Origin of the sequence: Paraburkholderia sp. J69-1, assembly GCF_905220255.1 — a bacterium.
GTDB lineage: Bacteria > Pseudomonadota > Gammaproteobacteria > Burkholderiales > Burkholderiaceae > Paraburkholderia.
Map to the genome: position 1 here is coordinate 25088 of NZ_CAJMZG010000032.1, position 16478 is coordinate 41565.

A 16478-nucleotide genomic window follows, 5' to 3' on the forward strand; every position below is an offset into this window, starting at 1 on the left:
CACCATACAACGACAGACGAACGACAGTTCATTGCACTCTATGGAGAAGTCGCTCCCTAGTCGATTCGGGTAAGTGTTGGGAACAGCGTGAACCCGGGCGACGTGCTAGCGAAAAGCGGTGTGTTGCTTCATCCGAACAATACGCCGCTTCTTATTGTTGGAAACCAGAATGTATCCATGCTGCACTTCGAAGCTTATTCTGGCCAAGGTGGATTCAGTCCGAATTCGACGATAAATTCGTCTTCACTACCCGGATCTTTTCACCGACGCTCCGATTTGATCGATTCGCTAGCGATGCTCCAGGAGGGATACCGCGCCACGTTTCTGGATGCTCCGGCGCTTACGCCTGTTGGTGATCGCATTCCGATTTTCCAGCTTGAGTTGTCCGATCGCGGCAAGGATTTCGTGAGATGCTGGGAATCTGTGAAGTATGATTCGAGCAAACAGAATATCTACTACTACAACGACTCAAACGGCTTTTGCATCGTGGGCAGGGGAAGCCTGGTCAACAGAAAAAGCTGCGCCAGTCTGGGATTTACGGAAAATGTGAGCAAGATCTCCGTCGAAGAAGCACAATCTCTGTTTGAGAAGGATATTGCTAAAAACGGAGGATACGTGAAGGATGCCATCAAGGTTCCTTTGTATCAGCACGAAGTCGACGCGCTCGTTTCACTCGCATTCAATGTCGGGCACATATCGATAGTCCCACCGAAGCTTTGCCAGAAGATCAATAATTGCGACTACACGGGAGCGCCGGTAGAGTTTCTGGATATGGAAATTCCAAAGCGCAGACAACGGGAACACGACATGTTCCGCAATGGACCTTGTGACGCAAGTCATTGAGTAATGAGAGGATTTTTCATGACAAGCAAGACAATTAAGTTGATTCTGACGCTACTGTTGGCGTTGAATTTCTGCACATCGGCATTCGCAGACGATTCTTATCGCCTGGTTGGCGCAGCAAGGGTATACAGCACAGGATCATCGCAGCCGAACCTGGAGTTGCCGGCAAACCCCGCATATTCCTCCGTTCTGAAGCTGAAAAATGGCTCGTTCTACCTGAACTACGATGGATCGACTCCTGACGATTGTGAAGTACCGGTAAAGAAGACGATACCGTTTTCGTTCGATTCGGCTCCACTTGGTACCGCTCAAAAGTTGAATCAGTTCCTCGAGGATAAATTTCGCACCAATGCAAATGGCTGGACCCAGATCTATCTTCTCGGCGATGCTGCGTCATCGAGTTGCACCGCGCTGCGATTTTCGAAGATTTATACATCGAACGACGAACTCGCACTGCTTGACGGATCATTCCTGTATTTGTTCAAAGTCGAGCGGAGTCACTTTCGCGATGTGAGCAAGGGTTTTGATTGCATGCTGGCCAAAACCAGCGTGGAACATTTGATTTGTGACGATCCACAGCTCAAAAAAATGGATGCTGACGTGAGCTATGGATATGTGCTGATGCAACGCAAGTACTCGAAGGAAATCTCTTATCAGGATCCTATCAAGATGGATCAGATCAAGTGGATTTCGACGGTCAGAAACAAATGTTCAACGGCCGACTGCCTGAAGAAGGCTTATTCTTCGAGAATCGATTACATCAAGGGGAGGGTAACCGATAATTACCCGTCGTATCCGAATCCTGAGGAAGACTGAGTTACTGAAATTTTGCGAGAAATATCAAGATGGCGCTGAAAATTATCGTGGTCGGCGATTCAACCTCACACGGTGGGCGTGTCATTAGCGGCTCGGGAACTCATACGATCAACAACAAGGCCATTGCCCGTCTGCACGATTTGGTGGATTGCCCTGAACAGTATCCCGACGGATGCCCCACGGGGTCAATAAAATCGTGGATGCACATCCCACATTGACGATTGGTGGAGAGCGTGTCGCACTGCACGGACATCGCGCTGAATGTGGTTGCACGTTGATCGGTAGCACCACGGCATGCGTCGGTGACTAGTACACCGAAACCGGCGATGTACGCCCAGTGAAATCGTCGGGAAATACGAGAAATTTCGAGGTCCATCCGGATCATTAGATGAACATTCAGTGCCACGTCGTCGCAGTTGAGCGCCAGTGGCGTGGCACGTTATCCGGCGCCGTTGCTTCGGCCTCGGGTGGCCAGTTCGACTCTTTTGAGCAAGTATCCGTTTTTGGTGGGGCAACGGCCTTCAGAATGTCGTTAGAGAGGGCGCGTCCAGTGTCGCTTCCTGGTCGGCTACGGCCCATGCGTTTCGCATGAGTTACGGACGCATCGGCGTAGGCCGACCGGCTGAGTGCGACCCATCACAGCCGTTCGTTGTTGCACGCGAGTAATGGCCGTTAGCGGAGACCTGCGGTCGTTCCAAAGACTGCTCCCCCTCGATGAACGACAGGTTGTTGCCGACTACTGACTCATGCGGTTTGCATCGACGGGCGAGCGAGCATCAACAGGTGAGTGGCTCAGAGCGACCCACAAGGGGCGGTCGGTGTCATACAAGCTGATTGTATCTTTACGAGGTAACTGCCGTTTGCCGGTGCGTCATCCGTTAATTGCCAGGCTAACTTGACGCTTGTGACATCAGAATGCGCAGGCGAGGCTCACTGCCGCGTTCGACGAATCACGGGCAGCGAAAACCCAGCTCGCGCTGCTATTCTTGTTCCGGCAGCGGGGCGTCGGTCAGAGACGAGTATCGGATTATCTAGATCGCCGCGCAGCCTGCCTTTGTGTCGCCGGTGCTTGAACCCGGTGAGATATGGCAGAAAACGACGGCCTACCGGCTAGGCCTGAAACGGTAGCAAAATATCTCTTATGCGTATTGAGATCGTAGAATCGAGAAAATTCTACATGCTTGTTCACGTAAGCTGGTATTTATCCGGTAGGTGGCTCGGACATTGTTACCTGATTTGAGTGTCGGATATTGTAAACATGCGATATGCCTCAGGTTAGTTGAGTTGATTGATGATTTTTTGTAAAATTAATCTATTATTCATGCATTTTCGCGTCCGATCGGGAAAATCGAGCGGCGGAAATGTTGAATCTGAGAGCAACAAATCCACTGTGCTTATTGGTGGAAAGCCGGTGAAAGAAAAAGAAGGTGTGAAATGAATGCGCAGGACATCGCTGGAGCGATTCGGGGTGGATTGCTCCAGCAAGATCGGCTTCTGAAGTTTGACACGCCGCTTGGCGAGAACGTGTTGTTGCCTCAACGTGCGGTGGGTTGCTCTCGCATAGGACGGCATTTCGATTTCACGCTTGATGTGCTCTCAATGCGCAGCGGTATCAAGCTCAAGGAACTTGTCGGGCAATCTGTTACGTTGTGGATTCAGCAGGGCGATAAGTCTTATCTGCCTTGGAATGGCTATGTCTATTCGGTGCGCAGGCAAGGATCGGAAGGCAGTTTGACCAGCTATCAGATCCGGTTTGCGTCGTGGATGCATTTCCTGCGGTTTCGCCGCGACCAACGTATCTGGCAGGATAAGACGGCTGACGAAATCATCACTGAAGTATTTAACTCCCATTCACACGCAAAAGGGCAGTTCAGCTTCGCGCTTGCGAATCCGCTGCCTGCAAGATCGTATTGCACCCAATACGACGACGACTGGAACTTCGTCCATCGATTAATGGAGGAGGAAGGTCTGTTCGGCGTCTGGACGCAGGCCGACGACGGAAAGTCGCATCGCTTGAGCATCACGGATCAACTGGATACGTGCGAGCCGATTACTGGCCGCACGGTCCAGTTTGCCCGCTACGGGGCGTATGGCGAGGTCGATGCGCTGGTCCAATGGTCGGATGTGCGCGAACTGCATAGCGCGGTGTTGACCACGCGCACTTTCGACTACAAGCATCCTTCGCCGCTGGCCAATCCCAAGGGCACGAATGTGCCCACGCTGTCGTCGGAGTTGCCCGAGCAACTTGAAGTCTATGAGTACACCGGTCCCTATACGTACCTCAAACAGACGCGCGGCGATCATCTCTCGAAGGTCCGGATGGAAGAGTGGGAATCGCGCGCGAAGCGATTCTACGGCGTTGGAGGGGTGCGGGCGATCGACGCTGGACGCTGGTTCGAACTGGTTGGACATCCCGAACTGGATGGGGATTCCAGTGAGCGGCGCCAGTTCGCGGTCATCGAAGTGACGTGGTTCATCCAGAACAACCTGCCCGAATCGAGCCATCACGCCAGCTTTGCCTATAGTCTGCGCGATCGCATTGCGAACGCGGTAGCGAACGATGCAGGAAACTCCGCGTCGCGAGTCACGCATGCGGATGGTTCCGAAGGCGTTTTTCTGGTCGAGATAGAAACACAGCGTAAATCCGTGCCATTCCGAAGCCAGTTCAAACATCAGCCGCCGGTCATGCAGATGCAGACGGCGACGGTGGTGGGAACAGAGGGCGCGCCGGTCTATACGGACGAAATGGGACGCGTCAAAGTGCAGTTCCATTGGGATCGCATCGGGCAGCGCAACGAACGAAGCTCGTGCTGGATACGCGTGAGCCATCCCTGGGCCGGGCAAGGGTTCGGGATGGTCCATATTCCGCGCATTGGCGACGAAGTGGTCGTTTCGTTTCTGGATGGCAGTTCCGACCGGCCGATCATTACGGGACGCGTGCCGAACAGCATCAACGTCATGCAATGGAAACTGCCGGAGAACCAGGCGCTTTCGGGGTTGCGCTCGCGCGACCTGGAAGGCACACAGGCCAATCAGGTGGTGGCGGACGACACACCCGGCAAACAACAGGTCCAGGTATCGAGCGATCACGCGCAATCTCGGCTCGTGGTTGGCTACAACACTCGCATCGACGGTCAAGCGGGGCGCACGGCAGCGCGCGGAGTGGGCTGGGAACTGGCGACGGACTCGTGGGGCGTCTTGCGCGCGAATGACGGAATGCTGGTCACGACCGAGACACGAGCCGGCGCTGGCGCAGCGGCCAAGGATATGGGCGAGACCGTCCTGCGCCTCGCGCAGGCGCACGATTTTCATCGGACACTGGCCACCGCTGCGACAAATGCGCAGGTGCAGGACAGCCAGGACCAGTTACTGGTCGCGGATGCAATCAAACAGCAGAACGACGAAATCAAGGGGCAAGGAAGCGGTGACTTCCCGGAGCTTTCGAAGGCTCACCTGGTTCTCGCGTCACCGGCGGGTCTGGAGGCTACCACGGCCGGAAGTGTGCATATTGCGAGCGGCGCGCATATCGCATTGACGGGCGGCACTCATGTGAGCGTGAGCAGCGGCACGAGTCTGCTGGCTTCGGCGCGTAGTGCGATTCGACTTTTCGCCTACAAACTGGGCGTGAGAATGGTTTCCTATGCCGAAGATATCGACATCAAGGCGCTACAGAAGAATCTCAATCTACTCGCGAAACTCGACATTACACAAACGGCCAATCGCATTACGATCCGCGCCGCCGAGGAAGTCATGCTACACGGCGGTGATAGCTATATCAGCTTGAAGCAAGGCCAGATTACGGTGGGTGGCGGGGTCTATGAGGTCAACGCACAGTCGAAGAATCAGCCGTCGAAACCGATGGGCGTGAATGGCAATGGCTTGCCAGACGTCCAGATGAACGACCAGCAGTTTCGTGTGTTATCGCCAACTGGCGTGCCGATGAGCGGCGTCGCGTACAGCGTGAAGACCGCGTCGGGCGCGCACGTGGCCTCGACAACAGCGGAAGGAAAATCTGCATTGGTCAATACCGAGAAGCCAGACAATGTCGCATTCGATCTGCATTTTGATGAGTTTGCTGCCGCGTCGGGGCGGCCATTCATCCCGGCATCAACCGAAGCTTGAACAAGAGTAATTAACAGTGGCTACTCCTTTAGTCGTCAACGGGCAGACCAACGACACGCCCAATACCCAGGTTGACCTGAAATGTGATTGGCCTGCTTTCTGGACGCTTGCGCAGCAATACGCTCTTAGTCAGATCGTTACGCATGTGCCGGTTTGCCAGGACAAGCCAGATTATCGCAACGGTAGTCCGGGTATTGCCAATGAGTCCGCGAACAAGTCCGTGCCGCGTTTTGTGAGCAATTTCGCGGTGCGTGCGCGACGTATCGCGGGGGCTTATGCGGCGGTGTTTCTGGAGGATTTTCCGTTTGGCAAGGCAGAATTGGTGGGGCGTTTTTACTGGCTCGGCCTGGGTGCATTTGCGGCGAAGCAGGTAGCAGTGACCCTGGAAAACCCTTTGCTTCGTGTATCGGGTCACACAGGGTGGCCTACCTATGCCCTGCTTGGTCAGGGTAATCTTTGGCTGTTCAACGATATTCTGCCCTGGTTTTACGGCTATGCTTGCGATCCCGCATCGTTCAAGGAATCGTCCAAGAAGCGTCACAGCAATGATTTCCTGAACCCCGTGAGCAAGCATTTCAGGTTTCAACTCGACTATAAAGATGTCATCGAGAATACGCCGATGGAGCGCAACAAATCAACCGGTGTAATTGAAAACGGAAAGCTTGGTTATCTGCAAGTCACTCAGCAGGTGACGGATGGGTTTGACTACGTAATGCAATGGGAAGCCGCGAGCGGAGACGAATTTAGCAGGCGAAAATCCGCGATGAATCATCTTTTCAGTATCGCGTATCACGAACAGGGCGAGGTGCTGCAGGGACTTATTTACGACAGAATATTGTTTGATATTGGTCTTGATGCCCAAAGCGTCATGCTGAGCGATAAGCCTACCGACAATATCATTGTGGCATCTGTTTTGGGGCTGGGAGGGATTACGGCTTACGGGTTGTCCAAGCTGGCACACGCGTATATTCCGGCTCTTGAGCTGGTACTGACGTCAGCGGACAAAACAGAAAATTCCGGGTATAAATCCGTTCCGAATGGTGCAATTGCCCTTCAGGACTATGTTCAGAGAATGGGGTGGATTACTAAGGCGGCTAAAAAGTACGATCAATTGATGATAACTCGCAAAGAGGAAATGCATTCTTATATTCGTGAAATTGCGAGCTTTGGTGATCTTCCGGATACTCCATGAGAAATAGAGTTACGCGCAAAATTGTAGCGACTGTCGTGATAGCAGCAGGAGCAGTAGTTGCGCTCTGGTTTGCAAAAACAATTTCAATTTCTAGTTCCCAAATGAACGAATCTGCTGCAACGCTTCAATTTGGAGCGCCGGGCCTTTCCCGGGTTGATGGTCTCAACACTGATAATCATCCTGCCGGGGTGTCCTTCTACGAAAGCCAGTTCACACAGGCAGATCACAAGAGGGTCACGTTCGAAGCGGGTAAGCATAGCTTTCAGGTTGACAAGGTAATTTCCCTGATGGGCATTGCAGACAACCGGGTTCCGGGCGGAATTTACGAGTGGCAAATTACATCCACCTTTTCGGATAACCAGGTTGAATCCCCGGAAGTGGCTCGAGACGGGATGATGCAGCTTCTCGCAAGGCTGCATGCGGCCGGGTGGCGACGGTTTATCGATAGCGGTTCACCCCGCCTGACCGGCGAGCAAGCGTGGCATTACGGCACATCCGCTGACGGCAAAGGCGTGTATCCCCTTGATCCCTCGTACAAGCCCGATCTGGATGAATGGAGCGCCGGTGAAGACTCGATGCCATCGTGGACGCTTTACGCGAATGGCACGTATATCGAAGTCTCTTTACAGGCGAGTGGCATGGCCGGGGTCGCGGGAAAGAAGACTTACCTCGTTAATATCGACGTGAAGAACGAGTATGCATTCTATGCGCTTGGATATTTCCCCGGAGACTCGGAGAAAATGCGTCACTGGGAAAAGTTCATTCCAGCTGTACTCGCTAAAGCCCACGCAAAGAGACTCGCAACCGAAGCAACTTTGAAAGCACAGGGCTATACGATCGATTCGAACTATGAGGATCCGCCAATCAGGGCATTGGAGGAAGCTGCGGGGAGACCGGAATGAGGCGCGGCACATGACACGAGCGACCGTGGGCGGTAAGGCACAAATTGTAGTGGGCGACAAGACCAGTCATGGCGGTCGTGTCATTTCTGGCAGTCCGTCTTCCACGTGGGGGCGACCCGGCATCCCGATCGCCCGCAAGGGTGATAAGGTGACGTGTCCGCAATGCGCGCCTCATCTCTTCGAAATTGTCGAGGGGTGCGAGGACAGTCTGGACTTTGGAGCACCGGTGGCGCTCGAAGGGCATAAGACTAGCTGCGGTGCTGTGTTGATTGCAGAAACCGATATTTGCGACTAGACAGCGTGCATGCCGTCGTTTTGTCTGTAGCGCTCAAAACAGATCTGGCCGAAGATCCCGAAATCCTCGCCCAAGCCTCTGGCGCAATGATGTGCGCGAGTAGCGCCATCGGCATAACCAGCTTCGGTAGCAATCGCTTCGATATTAAGGCGGCTGCCGTGCAAATGCGATTGCGCGCGCTCGACGCGCAGATCCTGAAAATGCGCCAGCGACTCTGCTGTGTCTTCCAATGAAAACCCGTTGGGCAACTGCTAGCGCACCCGTGTTGTTTGAAGCGGTCGATCTGCGCCAGATGCGCATGCGGCATCAGATACTCGAAGGCGGTTTCGTGAGCGGCCGTTTGCCGGCGAGATACGAATGCCGCAGCCGTGCGAGCAATGGCTGTTAGCGGAGTAGCGCAGTCGTTCCAACGGCAGCTTCGTTCGCTCGCGGAACGCCCGGTTTTGGCCGACTACTGCCTGATGCGTTTCGCATGAGACACGGACGCATCGGCGTAGGGCGACCGGTTGAATCCGCCACCCAAAGCAGCCGTCCGGCAGGCGTTTTCCGATGACCGATTGTGCTGAGACAGCAGGCATTTGGTGGATGCTGTGAGGCGAATGCAGGATCGGTTCGAACTGTCAGTGAATGCAAATGGCCATATTGTGGATCGCTAAAAGTACCGTGACGTAAGGCGCCACTTGAGCGCGGCGAAGTTTGCCTCTCCATGCCATACCGATACGGCGCGTAATCGCAAAAGCAGCCACTGCCGTTCCCGCCGATAGCAGCAGCAACGTGCCTGCGCTCAGCAGCACGTCGCCTTTCGATCGTGCCGCGAAGATAGAGAGATACGCGAGTGCATTATCAAAGCCACCGGAAGTGCAGGCGAGCCACAGGCCGAACAGATTTTGCCGAACCGGCCTAGGTGTATGCGTGTTGTGCTCGTCATGAGCGCGTGAATGGCGAAACTTCAGCAGTCCGATCACAAGCAGCGCGATTCCGGGCAGGTAACACGGCAGCGCGATTTGCGCGATGATGCCCAGTGCAAGCCCGGCCGCGATTGCCACGATCGTGGCGGTGGCGAGCAGCCGCGCCAACAGAACCTCTCTCGCGCGCACGTGTCGGTCCGCGAGCAGCGCCAACAGCAGGGCAAAATCGTCCGTGCTCGTTGTGCAGAAGGCGAGAGATGCCGCGCCGATGAGCTCAGCCGTGTCGGCGCTCATGATCTTGCGTGCGCGCTTTCAACAGCTAGACTGTGAAGCCATAGAGGCGCGCCGGATTGTCCGCAAAAATCATCCGTTGCCAGTCGGCGCGCCCGATCCAGGAGGCGATGACGTCGAGCAGCACGGCATCGTTGGGCTTGGTGATTTTTTCCGTTGGGTGCGGCCAGTCCGTGCCCCATAGCATGCGCTCGGGCGCCATTGCGATGAACGCCTTCGCCACGAGCGCGACATCGGCGTAAGCGGGTGCGCCGAGTTTTGAATCGACATACGGACCCGAGAGCGTGACCCAGGTTTTGCCGCCCTCGACTAGCCGTCGCGCGGTTTTCATCGCTTCGGAATTGAGTCCGTCCGGTTGCGGGACATGCGCGATATGGTCGAGCACGAGCGGACAGGGCAGCGCATTCAGATGCTTTTCCAGCGCGGGCAGCTTTGCTCCTTGCACCACCAGTTCAATATGCCAGCCGAGCGGCTCGATGCGCGCGGCCAGCGGCGCGAGCATATCAATGGTGGTCGCGCCCGGATAGCTAAGATTGAAGCGGATCGCACGCACGCCCGCACGGTTCATCTGCGCCAGATCGGCGTCGCTGACCGAGGTATCGACGACGGCCACGCCGCGTGCATTGGCGCCGAATTGCGCCAGCGCATCAAGCAGACAGCGATTGTCGGTGCCATACGTCGAGGGCGTCACGCACACGTTGCGACGCATGCCCAACCGCTCCTGCAAGGCGCGATACTGCGCAACGCTCGCGTTGGGCGGGCGCAGTTGCGTGCCGGGCGCGCTGGGAAAGCGGTCGTCGTAGATATGCATGTGGCAGTCCACAGCGCCTTCGGGCAGGCGAAACGCTGGCGCTTCGCTGCCGGTGGACCAGGTCTCCAGGGCGAGCGCACTCTGCGGCAACGCCGCCGCGAACGAGCTTGCGCCGAGTGCGCCCAGCGCGCCGAGAAAGGCGCGGCGATCGAATCGTTTCATCTCACGCCACCCCGACTTCGTTGTGGACGCGGCGGCCGGTGCGGCTTAGCAGCAGCAAGGTGACGACACTCACGAGCGTGAGGAGGCCCAGCGGCATCAGCGCAAGCGCATAGCTGCCCGTGGCTTCCTTGACCCAGCCGTAGACGTTCACCATCAGGCCGCCGCCCAGCAGATTGGCAATCGCGTTGATGGTCGCGAGCCCGGCCGCGGCCGTCGTGTTCGACAACATGCTGGAGGCAAGCGCCCAGAACGGCCCCTTGAACGCATAGGCACCTACGAGCACCGCGCACAGCATCGTCATGGTTGGGACAAGCGAGCCGCTCAGCGAAGTGCCGAATAGGCCCAGCCCGATAAAGAGCATGGGAATCACAGTATGCCAGCGGCGTTCCTGGCGGCGGTCCGAACGGCGGCCCCACCAGACCATCAGCACCGATGCCAGCGCATAAGGCACTGAATTGATCAGGCCGGTTTCCATCACGCTCAGCCCGTACGACTTGAGCAGTTGCGGCTGCCACACGGCGAGTGTGCTGCCCGCACCCGAAGCGCAGACATCGACCAGCGCAAGACACAGCACATAACGGTTGCGAAACAGCTTCGTGAGCGGCATCGATGCAACCTTTGCGGGCGCACGGGCTTCACCGGCGATTTCCGCTTTTAGCCATGCGCGTTCTTCGTCATCTAGCCAGCGCGCTTCATCGGGTTTGTTGGTCAGCAAGACGAGGCATACGAAGCCGAGCAGCACCGTCGGAATGCCTTCGAGGAGGAACAGCCATTGCCAGCCGCGCAGCCCGGCGAAGCCGTCCATCTGCAGCAGCGCCGCCGAAATGGGCGAACCGATAAAGCTCGCAGCTGGAATCGCCACCATGAAGGTCGCGACGATGCGCGCGCGATAGCGCGCAGGCACCCAGTACGAGAGATACAGTAGCACGCCAGGGAAGAATCCGGCTTCCGCCGCGCCGAGCAGAAAGCGCAGCACGTAGAAGGCCGTGGGCGTGCTGACGAGCGCGGTCGCCGCCGAGATCAGGCCCCACGTAATCATGATGCGGGCGATCCACAGACGCGCGCCGTAGCGTTGCAGCGCCATATTGCTCGGCACTTCGAAGAAGAAGTACGATACGAAGAACAGACTGCTGCCGAAGCCGAACACGCGCGCGGTGAGGCCAAGGTCGTGGTTCATCTGCAAGGACGCCATACCGACGTTGCCGCGGTCGATGAACGCGAGCAGATAGCAGATCATAAGAAAGGGCACGAGACGCCAGACCACCTTGCGGAGGGTGCGCTGTTCGAGCGCGTTGGCGTCGGGGCGGGATTGCATGTGCATGGATGTCTCCTGCGTTTATTGTGCGCCAGAGCGACGCTGTCTGATGTGATGGAAAACGTTGATGGCGATGGCGCATGCGGCCAGCACGAGCGCCATGGCGCTGAACGTGCTGCGCACGCCGAGCGCTTCGGAAGCGGTGCCCGCGAGCAGATAGCCGAACGGCATCGTGCCGTTGTAGGCCATGCCGTACATGCCGACGAGCCCGCCGCGCACGTGCTCGGGGCAGCGCTGCTGGATCGTCGCGTTGGTGGACGTCGCCGAAAAGGTGAGGCTGAAGCCGAGCAGACAAAAGGCCGGAATCGACAGCGCGACGGCGTGTGTCAACGCGAGCACGAGCAGCGCTGTCACGGCGCTCCACGGGCCGAGTGCGATGCAGCGCGCGCTCGCCTTTGGACCCCATGCCGAAGAAAGCAGGATTGCCGCGCTCAGCGAGCCGCCGCCGGCCGCGGCGAAGAAGAGGCCGGTGTAGTGGGCGGCGTCGTGAAAGGCGTGGTCGGCAAGCAGCGGCACGAGCGTTTGATAGCTGGCGGCGAACAGACCCATGCAGGCGAGCATGGGCAGATAGCGTGCGGAAAACGCGTCGGACATCACATAGCCCACGGCGTCGCGCAGGCTGCTGTCGCCGCGCGACGGGCGCGCTGTACCGACGGCTGGCATCGAGCGCACGCACAGCGCCATGACGGCCAGCGCGCTGGCATAGATGCCGAACGATGCGCCGGGACCGAATGCCGGATAGACAAAGCCCGCAATGCTCGGCCCCACCATGCGGCCGACGTTGTAGACGGTGGTGTTCATGGCGACGGCGTTCGAGGTCAGGCGCGGATCGCGCAGACTCGTTACCAGCAGCATCTGCCGCGCGGGTGTTTCGATCGCGCTCGAAATGCCGATCGCGAGCGCGTGCAGCAGGATCAGCTTCACGCTGAGCAGCCCGAGTATCCAGAGTGTGAGCAGGCTCAGCGTGAGCAGCGTGGACGTCGCGAGCACGCCGAGCGTGGCGCGCCGTGCGTTGCCCGAGCGGATGCGCGAGCCCGCGAGCGGCGCGACGACGAGCTGCGGCCCGTACAGCAGGAAGTTCAGCAGCGCGAGCACCGAGGCCATACCCGTGAGGTGATAGACGAGCAGGTTGAGCGTGATGTTCTGCGTCCAGCTGCCAAGCACCGACACCACCTGGCCGCACGCATAGCGGCGCAGCGCCGGTTCGGCGAGTGCGGGAAAGAGCCGGCCAGAGAGGGCTGCACCATTTGCCGTGCGCGGCGCGTTGTCTTGCGTCGCGCTCATGCCAGCGCCTTGCCGCGCGTTTCGGGGGCGAACAGCACGACGATGGCGGCCGCGATAAACGCGACGATCGTGGTGGCAAGGCCCATCGTGAAACCGCCCGAGGTCGAAGCCAGCGCGCCGATCACGAGCGGCGCGATAAAGCCGCCAAGCCGACCGCCGTTATAGGCAAGGCCCATAAGAAAGCCGCGCGAAGCCGTATCGCCGATGATCTCCGCGAGAAACGGCCCCGCACCCGCGAAGATCCCGTTCACGCCGAAGCCCGTGAGAAAGATCGCCGTCATCAGCAGCCACGCGTTCGCGCTGACGATATAGACACCTACGGCTGCCGCGCCCACCAGCAGATAGGCGATGAACATTGGCCGCCGCCCAAGGCGATCGACCAACGCCGAGAACAGCAGGAAACCCGTAATCGCGCCGAACTGGAGTGCGAGCACGAACTTGAGGCTGTGCACGAAGTCGAGATGCTTCACGGTCACGAGGAAGGTTGGCGTCCAGGTGAACACGCCCCAGTAGAGGTATTGCAGGAAGAAAATGAACGTGAAGGCCGTGAGCAGGCCGCGCACGTTGAGCTTCGATTTGTTCTGTGCGCTCTCGATGCTGGCCCGCGCGCCGGCACGCTGCAATGCAGCCTTGCGTTCGAGCCAGATCGGCGATTCGGGCGTCTTGCGTGCGACCCAGAACAGGATGAAAAAGGGCAACGCGCCGATCAGGAACAGCACGCGCCAGCCGTCGTGAGCGAGGCCGCCGTTGATGCCGCTGACAACGCCCGAAATCGTGATCGCGATGATCGCGCCAACGGGCAGACCCATTTGCATCAGCGCACCGCCTTTGCCGCGTCGGCTTGCGTGCCAGGTTTCCGCCACCAGCGCTGCGCCCGCCGTCCACATGCCGCCCATGCCGAGCGCGCCGCATAGTCGCGCCGCAGCGAACCAGTGTTCGTTGGGCGCAAATGCAAGCAGCCCTGAAAAAAGCGAGTAAATGCCGATGCATAGCAGCGCCGTGCGCACGCGTCCGAGCCGGTCTGAGACATAGCCGAACAGAATGCCGCCGATGATCTGCCCGGCCGCCGTGATGCTCGTGAACAGGCCGAGTTGCGCTTTCGTGAGGCCGAATTGCAAGGCGAGTGTCGGCAGCAGGAGCGAAAGCAGAAAGGAGTCGTAGCTTTCGAAGGTCCAGCCGAGACCGGCGAGCGACAGCGCGCGCCATTCGGCACGCGTGATGCGTGTTTGGGTCTGGGGCTGCGCTTGCGCGCGCTCGACCCTGCCGCTATCGGCGTTGAGAATGTCTGACTTCACGTGTTGTCTCCGGGGAGATCGAGGCCGTAGGTCGTGGCTGCGGTACGGCTGAAAAGCGCGGTGCGCTCGTCGGGCGATACGCCGCTTGCGGTGCGTTTGAAGGCGTTCCAGAGCACCGTGTAGCCAGTCGCGCCCTTATCGACGGGGAAATTGCTTTCGAACATGCAGCGCTGCGCGCCAAAAAGTTCGACGCAGGTTTCGACGAGCGGCTCCCACGCACTGGCCAACGTTTCGGACGATGGCGGCAGCCTCTGCGCGGCGAAATCGAAGCCGAACACGCCCATGCCCGCGCCGCCCAGCTTCATGCGCGTATTGGGCAGGCTGGCAAGGCGGCGCAGCGAAGCTGCCCACGCCGCGCGCGTCTGGGCGCTTTGGCCCGCGTGCGGACCCACGCCAAGCGGCCCGCCGAAGTGGTCGATCACGATCGTCACTTCGGGCGCGCTGGCCGCGAGTCCGTAAAGCGCATCGAGTTGCGTGTGATAGACCCAGACGTCGAGCACGAGGCCATAGCGCGCGAGCGTTCTCACGCCCGCGCGAAACGACTCGCGTTCCATCAGGTCGTGCGGCGGCACGACCGGACTCGAGCGCACCGCTTCGCTTGCGTGCCATGCCAGCGGATTGCGTATGCCGCGCAGGCGTCCGCCTGTTGTGGCGAGCATGGCTTCGATTACGGGCGCGACTTCGACGCCCAGCGAAAGATCGGCGCCGCCGACAATCGCTTCGCAGGCGCGCGTCGATCCATAAGCGCCGCTCGCAAACATCGCCGCGACGCCGCTGGCGAATTCAGCTTCGCCAACGGGCTTCATCGCTTCGGGACCGTTGGCACGCAGCATCGAGCGGCACTGCACGTACACCGTGGAAACGATGCGATGGCCGCTGCCGTCGATGTCGCGGCGCAGTTCATCGGCGAGATAGCGGCCCGTTTGCCGATCCCACAGATGATGATGCGCGTCGACAATCGGCAGGCCGGGCTGCAAGGCGGTTTCTTCGTGTAGCGCGAGCCAGTCGTCGCGAACGGGAAGGTGCGGGGCGTGGACGATCTGCATGGCGCTTGCGCTCAGAACTTCTTGCGCATGCCGATTACGAAACCGGTCTGGTCGTAGTTCGCGGCGACCGTGCCATAGCCGTTCACGCCCAATGCCGATCCGCCCTTGTTGCGCGCGAATGCGGCGGTAGCGTAGATGTCTGTGCTTTTGGAGAGCAGATAATCGGCACTGAGTACGCCCATCCACGGATCCGCACCGGTCGAGTGAACGTCCTGGTAGTAGGCCGCTGCCGTGACGAAGAATGCGGGCGTGAACATGTAGTTCGCGCCGGCCCAGTAGAGATTCGCCGAGCTCGATAGCGAGCCGCTATTCGCGACGAGGATCGGGCTGGCGGGCAGGAATGCGCGCGAAGCCTGCAGATAGCGATAGCCCGCAAAGGCCTTGAAACCGCCGATCACATAGGTTGCGGCGGCAGTCGCGCGCCGTTCCGTGCCGGTGTTGGTCGCCACGGTGTTACTGTTGCGCTGCTCGTACGAAAGACTCGCGGCGAACGGGCCGCCCGCGTACGTGAGCGAGCCGCCAAAGTAACGGCCGGTCAGTTCGGCGCCTGCCACTTCGCTGCCATAGCCGGTGTCGTAGCGCGTGCTGTACATCGCAGCAACGGTCACGGGGCCGAGCACGCCGACGTATTTTGCGGAATCGTCGATGCGGCCTGCCATGGCGTAGTCGACGGAAAGCGTGGAGTAGCGCGAGGACGCCCCCATCGGATCGAACACAACGGCCTGATCGTAGAGCACTGAATTCTGGCGCCCCAGGCTGAGCGTCTGGCCGCGCATCGTGAGGCCGACCCACGCCTGACGTCCAAACAGGCGCGAAGTGGTCGACGTATTCGAGCCGAGTCCTTTAGTCGATTGCGCGCTCGTGCCGTCGTTGACGTTGAAGCCATTTTCAAGGGTGAAAATCGCCTTCAGGCCGCCGCCGAGATCTTCTACGCCTTTAAGACCCCAACGCGATCCAGAAAGATTACCGGACGCTTCGCGCGTGATTGCACCGCCGCTCTGTGTGTTGTTGATATGTTCGATGCCCACATCGACGATGCCATAGAGGGTGACGCTGCTTTGAGCGTGAGCGACGTGCGGCGCGAGGGCGAGTGTAGCCGTGGCGGCCGCTGCCGTGACCGTCGCGCTCGACATGCGCTTGATGTTATTCGACGATTGGAAAACGCGTTCCTGCATGATGTCTCCGTTGATGTGTTT

At 58.7% G+C, this 16478-nt stretch carries 13 protein-coding genes and 2 pseudogenes; 7 read left to right on the forward strand and 8 right to left on the reverse strand.

All coding sequences use genetic code 11. The features are described from left to right. Positions 1-87 precede the first annotated feature (87 nt). The 7 genes and pseudogenes from U5A67_RS37455 to U5A67_RS37485 all read left to right on the forward strand — a co-directional run bounded on the left by U5A67_RS37455 (position 88) and on the right by U5A67_RS37485 (position 8170). On the forward strand, positions 88-843 hold the full coding sequence (locus tag U5A67_RS37455; RefSeq protein ID WP_321818354.1) for a lysozyme: 756 nt from the start codon (positions 88-90) through the stop codon (positions 841-843). An 18-nt stretch (positions 844-861) separates the two neighbouring features. Continuing rightward, positions 862-1659 carry a hypothetical protein gene (locus U5A67_RS37460; RefSeq protein WP_321818355.1) on the forward strand — a complete coding sequence of 266 codons (798 nt, stop codon included), beginning with the start codon at positions 862-864 and terminating at the stop codon, positions 1657-1659. Positions 1660-1688: 29 nt separating this feature from the next. Next, positions 1689-1969 (forward strand): annotated as a pseudogene (locus U5A67_RS37465) (PAAR domain-containing protein). A 1124-nt stretch (positions 1970-3093) separates the two neighbouring features. After that, positions 3094-5781 (forward strand): type VI secretion system Vgr family protein, encoded by a 2688-nt coding sequence (locus tag U5A67_RS37470; RefSeq protein WP_321818356.1) that lies wholly within the window; start codon positions 3094-3096, stop codon positions 5779-5781. Between the two features lie 16 nt (positions 5782-5797). Further along, positions 5798-6973, forward strand: a complete 1176-nt coding sequence (locus U5A67_RS37475) for a DUF2515 family protein (protein ID WP_321818357.1) — start codon at positions 5798-5800, stop codon at positions 6971-6973. Continuing rightward, on the forward strand, positions 6970-7875 hold the full coding sequence (locus tag U5A67_RS37480; protein ID WP_321818358.1) for a hypothetical protein: 906 nt from the start codon (positions 6970-6972) through the stop codon (positions 7873-7875). Before U5A67_RS37475 ends, U5A67_RS37480 begins: the two co-directional genes overlap by 4 nt. A 10-nt stretch (positions 7876-7885) precedes the next feature. After that, complete coding sequence (locus U5A67_RS37485; protein ID WP_321818359.1) at positions 7886-8170, forward strand: PAAR domain-containing protein; 285 nt, start codon at positions 7886-7888, stop codon at positions 8168-8170. A gap of 33 nt (positions 8171-8203) precedes the next feature. Here U5A67_RS37485 and U5A67_RS37490 read toward each other — a convergent pair. The 8 genes and pseudogenes from U5A67_RS37490 to U5A67_RS37525 all read right to left on the reverse strand — a co-directional run. Next, positions 8204-8379: pseudogene (locus tag U5A67_RS37490) on the reverse strand (AraC family transcriptional regulator); the annotation flags it as partial. Between the two features lie 411 nt (positions 8380-8790). Next, positions 8791-9372, reverse strand: a complete 582-nt coding sequence (locus U5A67_RS37495) for a hypothetical protein (protein ID WP_321818360.1) — start codon at positions 9370-9372, stop codon at positions 8791-8793. A gap of 25 nt (positions 9373-9397) precedes the next feature. Then, positions 9398-10342, reverse strand: coding sequence for an amidohydrolase family protein (locus tag U5A67_RS37500; RefSeq protein WP_321818361.1), 945 nt, complete (start codon positions 10340-10342; stop codon positions 9398-9400). Position 10343: 1 nt separating this feature from the next. Next, positions 10344-11657: an MFS transporter gene (locus U5A67_RS37505; protein WP_321818380.1), complete on the reverse strand. Its 1314-nt coding sequence runs from the start codon at positions 11655-11657 to the stop codon at positions 10344-10346. A 21-nt stretch (positions 11658-11678) separates the two neighbouring features. After that, the gene (locus U5A67_RS37510) at positions 11679-12941 is read right to left on the reverse strand and encodes an MFS transporter (protein ID WP_321818362.1); all 1263 of its coding nucleotides are present in this window, start codon (positions 12939-12941) and stop codon (positions 11679-11681) included. Further along, positions 12938-14224 carry an MFS transporter gene (locus tag U5A67_RS37515; RefSeq protein WP_321818381.1) on the reverse strand — a complete coding sequence of 429 codons (1287 nt, stop codon included), beginning with the start codon at positions 14222-14224 and terminating at the stop codon, positions 12938-12940. The genes U5A67_RS37510 and U5A67_RS37515 overlap by 4 nt, the downstream gene beginning before the upstream one ends. Before the next feature lie 8 nt (positions 14225-14232). Beyond that, the gene (locus U5A67_RS37520) at positions 14233-15282 is read right to left on the reverse strand and encodes an amidohydrolase family protein (protein WP_321818363.1); all 1050 of its coding nucleotides are present in this window, start codon (positions 15280-15282) and stop codon (positions 14233-14235) included. An 11-nt stretch (positions 15283-15293) separates the two neighbouring features. After that, positions 15294-16457, reverse strand: a complete 1164-nt coding sequence (locus U5A67_RS37525; protein WP_415768214.1) for a porin — start codon at positions 16455-16457, stop codon at positions 15294-15296. Between the last annotated feature and the right edge of the window lie 21 nt (positions 16458-16478).